Source organism: Acidovorax sp. GW823-FHT01C06, assembly GCF_058798375.1.
Map to the genome: position 1 here is coordinate 151150 of NZ_JBXAKN010000012.1, position 13183 is coordinate 164332.

10 protein-coding genes are annotated in these 13183 nt (G+C 68.7%); 2 read left to right on the top strand and 8 right to left on the bottom strand.

Translation table 11 applies throughout. From position 1 onward, the window contains the following. Positions 1-62 precede the first annotated feature (62 nt). The 3 genes from AC1RCS_RS21760 to AC1RCS_RS21770 all read right to left on the bottom strand — a co-directional run bounded on the left by AC1RCS_RS21760 (position 63) and on the right by AC1RCS_RS21770 (position 5117). Positions 63-2774 (bottom strand): bifunctional diguanylate cyclase/phosphodiesterase, encoded by a 2712-nt coding sequence (locus tag AC1RCS_RS21760; RefSeq protein WP_255591084.1) that lies wholly within the window; start codon positions 2772-2774, stop codon positions 63-65. Next, a complete protein-coding gene (locus AC1RCS_RS21765; protein ID WP_218295836.1) occupies positions 2771-3790 on the bottom strand; it encodes a TRAP transporter substrate-binding protein in 1020 nt (339 codons plus the stop codon). The genes AC1RCS_RS21760 and AC1RCS_RS21765 overlap by 4 nt, the downstream gene beginning before the upstream one ends. A gap of 496 nt (positions 3791-4286) precedes the next feature. Continuing rightward, complete coding sequence (locus AC1RCS_RS21770; RefSeq protein WP_218340002.1) at positions 4287-5117, bottom strand: SDR family oxidoreductase; 831 nt, start codon at positions 5115-5117, stop codon at positions 4287-4289. A 68-nt stretch (positions 5118-5185) separates the two neighbouring features. Between AC1RCS_RS21770 and AC1RCS_RS21775 the strand changes: the two genes are divergently transcribed. Together AC1RCS_RS21775 and AC1RCS_RS21780 are read left to right on the top strand one after the other, a co-directional pair. Then, complete coding sequence (locus AC1RCS_RS21775) at positions 5186-5797, top strand: SH3 domain-containing protein (protein WP_218340000.1); 612 nt, start codon at positions 5186-5188, stop codon at positions 5795-5797. Positions 5798-5808: 11 nt separating this feature from the next. Then, positions 5809-6855 (top strand): M48 family metalloprotease, encoded by a 1047-nt coding sequence (locus AC1RCS_RS21780; protein ID WP_492245903.1) that lies wholly within the window; start codon positions 5809-5811, stop codon positions 6853-6855. 151 nt (positions 6856-7006) lie between these two features. Here AC1RCS_RS21780 and AC1RCS_RS21785 read toward each other — a convergent pair whose 3' ends face one another. The 5 genes from AC1RCS_RS21785 to AC1RCS_RS21805 form a co-directional block, all read right to left on the bottom strand. Further along, complete coding sequence (locus AC1RCS_RS21785; protein WP_492245904.1) at positions 7007-7954, bottom strand: DMT family transporter; 948 nt, start codon at positions 7952-7954, stop codon at positions 7007-7009. After that, the gene (locus AC1RCS_RS21790; protein ID WP_492245905.1) at positions 7954-9576 is read right to left on the bottom strand and encodes a gamma-glutamyltransferase family protein; all 1623 of its coding nucleotides are present in this window, start codon (positions 9574-9576) and stop codon (positions 7954-7956) included. Before AC1RCS_RS21790 ends, AC1RCS_RS21785 begins: the two co-directional genes overlap by 1 nt. A 51-nt stretch (positions 9577-9627) precedes the next feature. Then, entirely contained in the window at positions 9628-10926 is a 1299-nt protein-coding gene (locus AC1RCS_RS21795; RefSeq protein WP_492245906.1) for a DUF3422 family protein, read from the bottom strand. Between the two features lie 120 nt (positions 10927-11046). Continuing rightward, complete coding sequence (locus tag AC1RCS_RS21800; RefSeq protein WP_218295761.1) at positions 11047-12558, bottom strand: tripartite tricarboxylate transporter permease; 1512 nt, start codon at positions 12556-12558, stop codon at positions 11047-11049. Positions 12559-12573: 15 nt separating this feature from the next. Then, positions 12574-13062: a tripartite tricarboxylate transporter TctB family protein gene (locus AC1RCS_RS21805; RefSeq protein WP_218295762.1), complete on the bottom strand. Its 489-nt coding sequence runs from the start codon at positions 13060-13062 to the stop codon at positions 12574-12576. Between the last annotated feature and the right edge of the window lie 121 nt (positions 13063-13183).

The following is a 13183-nucleotide window of genomic DNA, read 5'->3' on the forward strand; positions in this document are numbered from 1 at the left end:
TCGCCATCAGCACAATGGAAAGAGCGAACGGAAGGAACACCATGCGGCCGGCGACTGGCGGCTCAGTCCGCTGCGCCGCCGGCGGCCGGGGGCGAGGTGGCGGCCTGGGCGGCCTGGGTGGCCTCGGCGGCGTTCTGCAGCAGGACTTCCAGGTCGGCCACGGGCCCGGGCATCCCGAGCAGGTAGCCCTGGAAGAGCTGGCAGCCATAGTCCGCCAGCAAGGTCTTCTGCGCCGGGGTTTCCACGCCTTCGGCGATCACGTCGAGCTCCAGGTTGCGGGCCATGCCGATGATGGTCTGCACGATCACGTCGTCGGTGTGCCGCACCCCCAGGTTGTGCACGAAGGACTGGTCGATCTTGAGCTGGTCCAGAGGCAGGCGCGTGAGGTAGGCGAGCGACGAGTAGCCCGTGCCGAAATCGTCCACGGAGAAGCGCACGCCCTTGGTCTTGAGCAGGCCCATCTTGGCGACGGTGTCGTCCACGTTGTCCAGCACCAGCGACTCGGTGAGTTCCAGCTTGAGCAGGTGGGGCCGCGCGCCGGTTTCCCGCAGCACCTCGACGACGCGGGCCACGAAATCGCGCTGGCGGAACTGGCGGGCGCTCACGTTGACCGACAGCTGCACATGCCGGTAGCGGGCATCGTTCTGCCACGCCGCCAGCTGCTCGCAGGCGGTGCGCAGCACCCAGTGGCCCATCGGCACGATGAGTTCGCTTTCTTCCGCCACGCCAATGAAATCACCCGGGGCGATCAGCCCGCGGTCGGGATGGATCCAGCGGATGAGCGCCTCGGCGCCCACGATGCGGCCGTCCAGGTGGAACTGGGGCTGGTAGTGCAGCACGAACTGCCGTGCCGTCAGCGCCGCCTGCAGGTCCCCTTCCAGCTGGGCGCGCACGCTGATGGCGATCTGCATCTGCGGATCGAAGAAGCACAGCGCGTTGCGCCCCTGCGACTTGACCTGGTACATGGCGATGTCGGCCTGCTTGAGCAGATCGACCGAGGGCTGCAGCGCTCCTCCCATCAGCGTGGCGCCGATGCTGGGCGTGCTGTGGTGGGTGTGCCCCCCCAGCGAGTACGGCGCGTTGAGCGTGCGCAGGATTTTTTCGCCCACGCGCCGGGCATGGGCAGCCGCCTCCTCGCTGTGCTGCGACAGCTCGTGCAGCATGACGACGAACTCGTCCCCGCCCAGGCGCGCCACGGTGTCCTCCCGCCGCACACAGGTCTTGAGCCGCTCGGCGACCTGGCGCAGCAGCAGGTCGCCCACTTCGTGGCCCAGGGTGTCGTTCAGGGTCTTGAAGTGGTCGAGGTCCAGGAAGAGCAGCGCGCCGTACTGCCCGCTGCGCAGGCTGGCCGCGATGACCTGCTGCATGCGGTCCATGAGCAGCCGGCGGTTGGGCAGGTTGGTGAGCGGGTCGTAGAAGGCCAGGCTTTCGATCTCGGCACTGGCCCGGCGCAGGGCGGTCACATCGTGGTACGTGATGACCAGCCCCCCTTCGGGCGTGGGCCGTTCGGTGATCTGGATCGTGCGGCCATTGGGCAGCACCTGTTCATGGGGCTCCTGGTGCTGCTTTTGCTTGAGCAGGCGCAGCTCCACCCAGCGCATGCGCTCGTCCTCGCTGGCGCGCGGCAGGTGGTGGCGGGAGGTTTCCTCCATCACGCGCCGGAACGGCACCGTCGGCGCGATCACGCTGCGCAGCCACGGAAATATCTCCTCGAACCGGCTGTTCCACTGCACCACGCGGTACTCGCCGTCGAGCAGCAAGAAGCCGCTCACCATCGACTCCAGCGCCTGGTCCAGCGTGGCCTTGGACTGCGCGATCGCGATGCGCGCCTGGGAGATGCGGTCCAGGTAGCGCAGCGCCAGATTGCCGGCCGCTGCGATCATGGCGACGAACAGCAGCCCCGTGAGCGCGATGGCGTTGCGCTGCTCGCGCCAGCCCGCCAGCGCATCGCGCAGCGGGATGCTCGCGGAAATGCGCAGGTCCTGGTACAGGATGGGCCGGTAGACCACCAGCGCGGGCTCCCCGCTGAGGCGGGCCGGCGCTTTCCATTCCTGGCCCTTTTCCGCGAGTTCGTGGAGCGGCGGACTGAGCGTGGGCGTGATGGACTCCTCGCGGTTGGGCACGCTCAGCAGCAGCAGCCCTCCCGCGCGCTCCAGCGTGACCTGCAGGCCGCTGATGTCCACCCCCTGCACCAGCACCGAACTGAGCGCGCCGACGGGCACCTCCGCCACCGCGACCACGCGGGCGCTGTCGGCCATGCGCAGGTGGCGAGCGAAGTACAGCACGCGCTCGGACGTGGCGAAGCTCACCACCGGCGGGCTGATCATGAGGGTGGAGACGGGCTGCTCCAGCACCGTCGCCAGGAAACCGGGCGGCAACTGCACGGGCAGCGCGCTGCCGGCGGCGTCGGAGGACGCCATCGACTTGCCGTTGGCGTCCAGCAGGGCCACGTAGCGCACCATCAGGTTCTGCCGCGCCGAGCTGCGCAGCCGCTGGCTGGCCAGCTCGGGATCGATCCAGTCGCGCATGGCGCCGGACAGCCCGAGCAGTTCATCCATGCTGGCCAGCAGCACATCCACCGCCAGCAGGGACCGGTTGAGCGCCGCCTCGGCGCCCGCCACGAAGCGCGTGGCCTGGGCTTCGTTGTCGTCCAGCGCCACCTTGCGGGCGTTCCATGCCAGCGCGGCGGAGACCAGCACCACCGCCGCCATGAACACCGCCGCCCCGGCCCATACGAAGGCCTTGATCCGCAGCGGGGTGTTGGACTCACTCATTTCGCGGGGGCCGCCGCCAAGCCGCGGACGGGGCCGATCGTCTGGTTCCACACCTGGGCGCAACGCACCCCGCAGCGCTGCACCCAGCGCGGCAGCACGGTGGAGGCGAGGATCTCGTGCCGGTTGCGCTCGTCCTGCGACGACACCGGCACCACCACCATGCTGCCCTTGCGGCCCCCCACGCAGGCAGGGGCGCCACGGTTGCAGGCCATGCCATCGGAGGTCTCGCGCTCGGACTCTTCCCAGATGGCGGCCTCCAGCCTGGGCAGCTCGCGCCGCAGCAGCGCACGCAGGTCGGGCGGCAGCGCCTCCCAGGCGGCCTGGTTGGCGCCGAAGATGGCCAGCCCCCAGGTCACGGGCAGCGCATGCATGTGCGAGGTGATCGCGGGCAGGCCCAGGGTGTTGCCCGACATGGTGCCGGTGATCGCGCATTCCGTGTTGCCCGCGGTGAGGCTGGGCACGATCTGCGCGAAACCGGTGAGCACCGGCACGCCGCCCAGCGCCCCGACGAAATCGGCCTGCGTGGAGGAGGACACCCGGGTGCGGCGCCCCGCCAGGTCGGCCAGCGCGCGCAGCGGCTTCTTGCAGAACACCACCTGGGCGGGGTACACGTACACCGCCAGGGCCTCCACGCCATGCTGGTCGCGCAGGACCTTCTCCAGGTAGGGCCGGAATGCCGCCAGCGTGGACTTGAGCGTGGCGATGTCGGGATTGAGGCCGGCCAGGTCGGGCGCGGTGTACTCGGGGTACTGGGCCGTGAATGAGCTCATGAGCGTCGTGCCGAAAGGCACCACGCCCAGCTGCAGCAGGCGCAGCATCTCGGCGCCGGGCACGCCGGCCCGGTCAAAGGGCACGATCTCGGCGTCGAACCGTCCGCCGCTCATGCGCAGCAGCTCCTTCGTCCAGAACGGCTCCTCCTGGCGGGTGTACTGGTTGATGCCCGCCAGGCCGCCCACGATGCGCAACTTGTAGGGCGCTGCGGCGGCCGTCGCCGGGGGCGCGGCCGTCTGGCCCATGGCCTGGGGCAGGCCGCCCAGCGCCGCGCATGCCGCGCACAGCAGCACCGCGGCGCGGCGGCGAAGGCGAAACCTCAGAGCGGGCATGGGCTGCATGGGGGGTTCTGGTACTGCAGCCCGCACGCGGAGCGAGGCCATGAACGGAGCGCCTTCGCGCCCTGGGCGCGGCGAAACCCACAGCGGTATCGGCGGATACCGCATGGATTCGCAACGCTGCCCGGGAGGGGAGTGCGCAGTGTCATGTTCCGGTGCTTTCGGGTTGGAGGACTGGGGGCCCCATTCTTCACCAAGTTTTTCCACCCGGAGGAAAAGCTGTCGGCAAAATGCCACGAGGTACCACCGCAGAACCTGCCGCGCGCACAAGAACCCACCGCCCGCGGGTGGCCGGAAAGCACCCCGCGCCGCCCCCCCCCCCAGCACGCAGCCCGGGCGCGCCAGCAGCGTTTTCGACGCGCAGGCTCAGGCAGGCGCCTGCGCCGCCGCCCGGATCAGAAGGTCAGAAAGTGCCCGGGTAGGCGCCGCCGTCCGCCAGCACGTTCTGCCCCGTCATGTAGCCCGCCTGCTGGCTGCACAAGAACGCGCAGATGGCTCCGAACTCCTGGGCCGTGCCGTAGCGCCCGGCCGGAATCTGCGCCTGCTGGGCGCTGCGCACGTCGTCCACGCTCTTGCCAGCCTTGCTGGCGGCCGCGTTCACGGTGGCGGCGAGCCGGTCGGTGTCGAACTTGCCGGGCAGCAGGTTGTTGATGGTCACGCCGCGCGCGGCGATCTTGCTGCGCGAGACGCCGGCCACGAAGCCGGTGAGCCCGCTGCGCGCGCCGTTGGACAGGCCCAGGATGTCGATGGGCGCCTTCACGGCACTGGAAGTGATGTTGACGACGCGGCCAAAGCCCCGTGCGGCCATGCCGTCCACCGTGGCCTTGATCAGTTCGATGGGCGTGAGCATGTTGGCGTCCACGGCCTTGATCCATGCGTCCCGGTCCCACTCGCGGAAGTCGCCCGTGGGGGGGCCGCCGGCATTGGTCACCACGATGTCGAAGTCACGCCCTGGCCCGCCGGCCACGGAGAACACGGCCTCCCGTCCGGCGGCGGTGGTGATGTCGGCGGCCACGGCCAGCACCCGTGGCTTTGGCTGATTCTGCCCGCCAGCGCTAGAATTTTGTGCGGCTTCAGCTATCAATTGAGTAGCAGCCTGATCGAGGGCGTCCGCATTGCGGGCGTTGATGACCACATTGACGCCCTCGCGCACCAGGGCCAGTGCACAGCCATAGCCCAGGCCCTTGCTCGCGCCGCACACCAGCGCCCATTTGCCTGCGATACCCAAATCCATAACAATCTCCGGTTCTGACGGCTGCACCCTGCGGCCTTTGAAAACCATCATACCTGGAGAGTTGCAAGATGAACTGGCTGCACCGCGGAGCCCTTGCCGCCTGGCTGGCATTGGCCGCATTGGCGCCCCTGGGCGCGCAAGCGCAGGAGTCCGCCGTGGTCAAGCGCGCCACGCAACTGCGCGACACCCCCGCCGACACTGGCGCGAGCGTGGCGCCCCTGGAGGCCAACACCGTGGTCACCCGCAGCAACGAGCGCAAGGGCCCCTGGACCCGGGTGAGCACGCCGCAGGGCGCGACGGGCTGGGTGCACATGTTCGACCTGGGTCCGCAGTCGGGCTCGGCCGCACCTTCCAACAACGCGGCCACGAGCGGCCTGCGGGGCCTGGGCGGTCTGTTCGGCGGCAACAGCGGCCCCACGACCACGGCCACATCCACCGTGGGCATCCGCGGCCTGGGCGCCGAAGACATCGCCAACGCGCAGCCCAACCCGGCCGCCGTCGGCCAGGCGGAGGGCCTGCGGGTGAATGCGGACCAGGCACGCCAGTTCGCGACCACCGCCTCCCTGCAGCCACGCACCGTGCCGCCACTGGCGGCGCCCCAGCGTCCGTCGTCCAGCGGCAGCCCGGGAGCGACGGGCTCCTCGGCCAATCCTTCCGACCCCAACTTCAGCCCCAACTGAGGAAAGCCGCCATGCGACTGCCCTTTTCCCCTGCCTGCACGCGGCCGCTGGCCGCTGCGTGCGCCGCCCTGGCGCTCACCCTGGTGCCGGTCTGCGGCCATGCCCAGAACGTGATGAACCTGCTCAACTCGCTGGGTGGAGGCACCAGCAGCAGCGGTGGCGGCCTGCTGGGCGCCGTCACCGGCGGCGGCGGCAATGCCGCCCGGGGCGACGACCTCATCAGCCTGCTCACGCGCTCGGTGGAGAGCATCGACGAGCCGAAAGAGATTGAAATCGGCCGCCAGCTCGCCGCCGTGCTGCTGGGCAGCAAACCGCTGCACCCGGACATGGCCCTGCAGCGCTATGTGAACAACCTCGGGCGCTGGATCAGCCTGCAGTCCGAGCGCCCCCATCTTCCCTGGACCTTCGTCGTGCTGGACGATCCCGGGTACAACGCATTCGCCGCGCCGGGGGGCTACGTGTTCGTGACCAAGGGCCTGATCGACCGCTGCGCGGACGAGGCCGAACTGGCGGGCATCCTCGCCCACGAAATCACGCACGTCACCGCCAGGCACCACCTGCACGCCATGCGCAAGACCGCGCAGTCCGGCATGTTCACGCAGCTGGTGGCGTCGCAGATCAAGACCAACGCCGTGGGGAACCTGGTGGCCTCGCAGTTCCTCGCGCTGGGCCGCAACCTGTATGCGCGCGGCCTGGACCAGGCCGACGAGTACGACGCGGACCGCACCGGCGTGGCCCTGGCCACGCGCGCGGGCTTCGATCCGTATGGGCTGGTGGCGGTGCTGCAGCAGCTGCGCACGGCCGCGCCCGACAACCCCATGTTCACGCTGGCCCTGGCCACCCATCCGCCCGCCCAGGCACGGCTGGAGCAACTGGAGCTGGCCATGGGCAAGAACCTGGATGGCTTCATGGGCGTGGCGCCCGTCACGGTGGCGCAGCGCCTCAACCCCCAGCCTTCGGCGGCCTCTGGCCCCGCCGCCGCGGTGCCAGGCGCGGTGAATCCGGCGGCGGCGCCCGCCCGCAAGCCCGCGCCGCCCGCGCGGAAAAAGACCTCGTAGCGGAGCGGTGCCCGGGGCCCCCAAAAGGCGTGCCCGCGCGGCGGGACAACAAGAAAAAAGGGCAGCGCGCGCTGCCCTTTTTCATGCCCGACAGCGCCCCTCCCCCCGGCCGTATGGCGTGGCATTCGGAGCACCACGGCAAGGGCCTTCATCAGGCCTGCTGGCGGCGCGCGAGCTGCGTGAGCACGAAAATGCCGGCGATGACCAGCGCCGTGCCCGCGGCCACCCACACCGTGAAGGGTTCGCCCAGGATCCAGACACCCATGAGGATGGTGGACAGCGGCCCCACCATGCCGGTCTGCGCGGTCATGCCGGCGCCCACGCGCTCGATCGCCATCATCACCATGAGCACGGGCGCGGCCGTGCACAGCGTGGCGTTGAGCACCGACAGCCAGATCACCTCGGGCGCCACCACGGCCGCGCTGAAGGGCCGCAGCACCACGAACTGCAGCAGGCAGCACAGGCACGCCACCGTGGTGGCCAGCCCCACCAGCCGCAACGACCCCAGGCGCCGCACCAGCTCGCCGCTGTAGACCAGGTAGATGGCATAGCTCACCGCGCTCAGGAACACCAGCAGGGTGCCCCAGGCCGCATCGGCGCCCTGCAGGTTGGCCTCGTGGCCGAACACCAGCACCACGCCGCAGTAGCTGATCAGCATGCCCACGGCCTGGCCCCAGTGGATGCCGCGCCGGTACAGCACCCAGCCGAGCATCACCACCAGCGTGGGGTTCAGGTACAGGATGAGGCGCTCCAGGCTGGCGCTGATGTAGGCCAGCCCCGCGAAGTCCAGAAAGCTCGCCAGGTAGTAGCCCGTGAGCCCCAGGCCCAGCACGCCCAGCCAGTCCTTGCGCGACAGGGGCGGCTTGCCCCGGCTGGCCCACCAGGCCATCACGGCGAAGATGGGCAGCGCAAACAGCATGCGGTACATGATGAGCGTGACCGCGTCCACTCCGTAGCGGTACGCGAGCTTGACGATGATGGCCTTGCCGCTGAAGGCGATGGAACCCAGCAGGGCGAGCAACAGGCCGGTTGCTACATTTTTTCTAGCTGCTAGCGCTTGTACTGATTGGGCTGGAGGCACTTTTTTCTCAAATCTCATCAATAGCCGGCCACCTGGCCATCGCGGCGCGGATCGCTGGCGGCCAGGTAGCCCTGCACCTTGGGGTCGCCCATGCGCCAGATGAACTGGCCGGCACCGAAGTCCTGGTAGGAGTCCTGCAGCACCTCCATCTGGTGCCCCAGGCCGAGCAACCCCTGCACCGTGGCGGCGGGCATGGCGGCCTCGACGTTGATCGACAGCCCTTCGTTGAAGCGCCAGCGCGGCGCATCACAGGCCGCCTGCGGGTTCTGGCCATAGTCCAGCATGCGCACCAGGGTCTGCAGGTGGCCCTGGGGCTGCATGTTGGCCCCCATCACGCCGTAGCTCATCACGGGCTGGCCGTTCTGTGTCAGGAAGGCGGGGATGATGGTATGAAACGGCCGCTTGCCCGGCGCCACCAGATTGGCGGAATTGGGGCCATCGGGGTCGGTGCTGAACGCCTGGCCCCGGTTCTGCAGACTGATGCCGAACGTGGGCTCCACGCAACCCGAGCCAAAGCCCATGTAGTTGCTCTGGATGAAGCTCACCATCATGCCGTTCTCGTCGGCCGCGGTCAGGTAGATCGTGCCGCCCTTGGCCGGATTGCCCGCCCCGAAATCCTGCGCCTGCTTCATGTCGATCAGTTTGGCACGGGATGCCAGGTACGCGTCATCGAGCATTTGGGCGGGTGTCACCTCCATGGACGATGGCTCGGCCACGTAGCGGTACACATCGGCGAACGCGAGTTTCATCGCCTCGATCTGCAGGTGCTGGGACGCAGTGCCATCCACGGGCAGGCCCGCCAGATCGAACTGGTCGAGGATGCCCAGCGCGATGAGGGCGGCGATGCCCTGCCCGTTGGGCGGAATCTCGTGCAGCGTGTGGCCCCGGTAGTTGCGGGCCATGGGGGTGACCCATTCGGGCCGGTGCGCCGCCAGATCCGCCAGCGCCAGGCTGCCGCCCTGGGCCTGCGAGAAGGCCACCAGCGCCTGGGCGATTTCGCCCGTGTAGAACGCCTGCCCCCGCGTGGCGCCGATGGCGCGCAAGGCACGCGCAGCCGCCGCGAACTGGAACAGCTCACCCACCCGCGGCGCGCGCCCCCAGGGCATGAAGCTCCGCGCAAACCCTGGCTGCGACTGCAGCTCGGGCACGGCGGCGGCCCATTTCTGCTGCACCACCACCGGCACCAGGTAGCCACGCTCGGCGATCTCGGCGGCGGGCTCCATCAGGTCGGCAAAAGGCAGCTTGCCAAAGCGCTCGGACAGGGCCACCCAGGCGCTGACGGCGCCCGGCACGGTGACGGCATCCATGCCGCGCCGGGGCGGCGTCGCCTGCCCCCTGCCGTAGCGGCTGTGAAAGTACCCGGGCGTCCAGGCGGCGGGCGCGCGGCCCGAGGCGTTGAGCCCCTGCAAGGCCTGCCCGTCCCAGAGGATGCAGAACGCATCGCTGCCCAGGCCATTGCTCACGGGCTCGCAGATCGTCATGGCAGCGGCCGCCGCCACGGCCGCATCGACGGCATTGCCGCCCTGCTGCAGCATGCGCAAGCCCGCCTGGGCAGCCAGCGGGTGGGACGTGGAAACGACATTGCGCGCAAACACCGGCAGGCGGGTGCTGGCATAGGAAGAGGTGTAGCTGAACGGCATCGGGCCATTATCTGCCGCTGCCGGCGGCTGCGCCCCGCCCCCTGCGCGGCTTCAATGGCGCTTGCGGAACACCTTGTGGTGCAGCCTTCGCAGAGACCACCAGACGCCCACGGCCACCACCGGAATCGCAATGGCGGCCGTCGTCTCGGGGGAAAGCGGCCAGCCCAGCTTCTGCGCTCCCTTGGCCAGGTAGCTCACCAGGCCAACGATGTAGTACGTGATCGCCGCCACCGAGAGGCCTTCCACCGTGGACTGCATCTGGAGCTGCAGGTCCTGGCGGTGGTTCATGGTGGTCAGCAGCGCCTGGCTGCTTTGCTGCTGCTCGATCTCCACCCGGGTGCGCAGCAGGTTGCTCATGCGCGAGACGCGCTGCGACAGCGCATCCTGCCGGCGGGTCGCCCACTCGCAGGTGCTGCGCGCGGGCGTGAGGCGCCGGTCCATGAACTCGCGGATGGTCTGCATGCCCGCCAGGCGCGATTCGGCGATGTCCTCGATGCGGCGGTCCAGCAGCTCGAAGTAGGCGCTGCTGGCCGAGAAACGCGAGTGCGTGGCGGCGTACTGGCTTTCCACCTGCCCGGCCAGCCGGGTCAGGCGGTCCAGCAGCACGGGCTCGGCATCGCGGTTGGCGGTGCGGATGGCGTCGGCCAGCTCGGCCAGCTCACGCTCGGCGAACGCCAGCACGCTGGCCGCCTCGCGCGCCGCGGGCAGGCCCAGCAGGGCCGCCATGCGGTAGGTCTCGATTTCGAGCAGGCGCTGCACCAGCCGCCCCAGGCGGCGCTGCGTCATGCCCCCCGCAAGCAGCACCATGCGCGAGAAACCGTCGGCATGGATGGCGAAGTCGGTGTAGACCTCGCCATGCCCGTCGGCCACGGTGGAGGCCACCAGCGTGTCCTCGTGCAGCACGTGCTTGACCAGCGAGCCCGAGCCAAAGGTGTGCGTGGGCAGCACCCAGAGATTCAGGCTGCACAGGCATTGCCCGGGCAGGGCCGCCAGCCACTCGCGGGGCACGGCATCCACCGCGCTGGCGGGCTCCCGCTCGCCGAAGGCATCCGCCGTCGCGGGCACCATGAAAGTCCAGGAGACGAACTCGGTGTGCAGCTCCCACCGCATGCGGTAGGCGCCCAGGTCCATGCGCAGGTGGGTGGTGTGCGCATCGGGCAGGGCCATGTGGTGGTCGCGCAGGAGGGCGGCGGCATGGGCCCGGCTCGCTTCGCGCCCGGCCGCATCGGCCAGCATCACGATGTGCGCGATGGCCAGGGGGGCCGTCATGGCCTCGGGCGGGCGGGCGTGGATTTCGTTGTGCAGCATCGCCCGGTGGGGATGCTGCGGCAGATGGAATGGAGTGGACATGCGGACCTCTGCCCGCGATTGTCCACTGGCGCCGAGGGTGCGCAGGCCCCCAGGCTCTCCAAAAAACAACGGCACCCGAAGGTGCCGCTGTTCTGGAGTCGGATGGGAAAAGAGGTGCGATCAGTCTTCCACGAACGCTTCCTCGCGCTTGTTCTTCACCGAAGGCAGCAGCACGATGACGAGCAGCAGCGCAGCGGCAGCGAGCAGGCCGGCCGACAGCGGACGCGTGACGAACACGCTCCAGTCGCCACGCGACAGCAGCAGCGCACGGCGCAGGTTCTCTTCCATCATCGGGCCCAGGATGAACCCGAGCAGCAAGGGTGCCGGTTCCGTGCCCAGCTTGTGGAAGATGTAGCCCACCAGGCCGAAGATACCCACCATCCAGATGTCGAAGGTGTTGTTGTTGGTGGAGTACACGCCCACCGCGCAGAACAGCACGATGGAAGGGAACAGCCAGCGGTACGGCACGGTCAGCAGCTTGATCCAGATGCCGATCAGGGGCAGGTTCAGGATCACCAGCATCGCGTTGCCGATCCACATCGAAGCGATCAGGCCCCAGAACAGTTCGGGGTTGCTGGTCATCACCTGGGGACCAGGCTGGATGTTGTGGATGGTCATCGCGCCCACCATCAGCGCCATCACGGCGTTGGGAGGGATACCGAGCGTCAGCAGCGGGATGAAGGAGGTCTGCGAACCGGCGTTGTTGGCCGACTCGGGAGCCGCCACGCCACGGATGTTGCCTTGGCCGAAGGGGACTTCACCGGGCTTGAGCTTGGTCTTCTTCTCGACCGTGTAGGCCGCAAACGCCGCCAGCAGCGCACCGCCACCGGGCAGGATGCCCAGCGCCGCGCCCAGTGCCGTGCCGCGCAGCACGGCAGGAATCATGCGCTTGAAGTCTTCCTTGGTGGGGAACAGGCCTTCCACCTTGGCAGTGAACACTTCGCGCTCGTCATCGGGGCGCGAGAGGTTGGCAATGATTTCACCGTAGCCGAACACGCCCATGGCGATGGTCACGAAGCCGATGCCGTCGGTCAGTTCAGGGATGTCGAAGCTGAAGCGGGCCACGCCCGAGTTCACGTCGGTACCCACCAAGCCCATCAGCAGGCCCAGCACGATCATGGCCACGGCCTTGAGCAGCGAACCCGAAGCCAGCACCACGGCACCGATCAGGCCCAGCACCATCAGCGAGAAGTATTCGGCGGGGCCGAACTTGAAGGCCACTTCGGTCAGCGGGGGCGCGAAGGCCGCCAGGATCAGCGTGCCCACGCAGCCGGCGAAGAACGAGCCCAGCCCGGCCGCCGCGAGCGCCGGGCCCGCCCGGCCCTTGCGCGCCATCTGGTAGCCGTCGATCACGGTCACCACCGAGGACGATTCACCCGGCAGGTTCACCAGGATGGCGGTGGTGGAGCCGCCGTACTGGGCGCCGTAGTAGATGCCGGCCAGCATGATCAGCGCCGCCACCGGGGGCAGCGCATAGGTGGCGGGCAGCAGCATGGCGATGGTGGCCACGGGGCCGATGCCGGGCAGCACGCCGATCAGCGTGCCCAGCAGGCAGCCGATGAAACAGTAGATCAGGTTCTGGAACGTGAAAGCCACGCCAAAACCCATCGAGAGATTGTCAAATAATTCCATGGTCGGTGCTCCTGCTCAACCCGTGATGAAACTCGGCCACACAGGGAACTGCAGCTTGAGCGCCCAGACGAATGCCACGTAACTGCCGACAGCCAAGACCGTGGCCAGCACGAACACGGACTTCGCATGGAACTCCTGGCCAGCCAGGCTCGAAATGAAGGTCAGCGCATAGATGCCCACGATGAGGCCCATGGCCGGAATGCCCAGGCTCGGCAGGCCGCCCAGCAGGATGCCGAACGCGAAGTTGGCGGCCAGGATGAAGAACAGCGGCTTCCAGGCCCACTTTCCGATCTTGTCGCCATCCTGGGTTTCCACCGTGGTGGCCTTGAAGGTGATCGCGCTGCCGATGATGGCCAGCAGAATCCCCAGCAGCAGCGGGAAGTAGCCCGGGCCCATGCGGGCACCGTTGCCGACGTTGTACGTGGTTGCACCCCACGCGAACGCCACACCGACACCCATGAACATGAGGCCGGCAAAGAAGTCTTTTTGACTTTTGATTTTCACGAATTGTCTCCTTGGCGGAAATCTCGACTGCGCGATTGTGGGGGCAACCAGGGCGCGCGCGGATGTGGATTCCACCTACATCCGGTAACGACTGGCCGCCCAGGCCCCGCCCGCGCGGCGG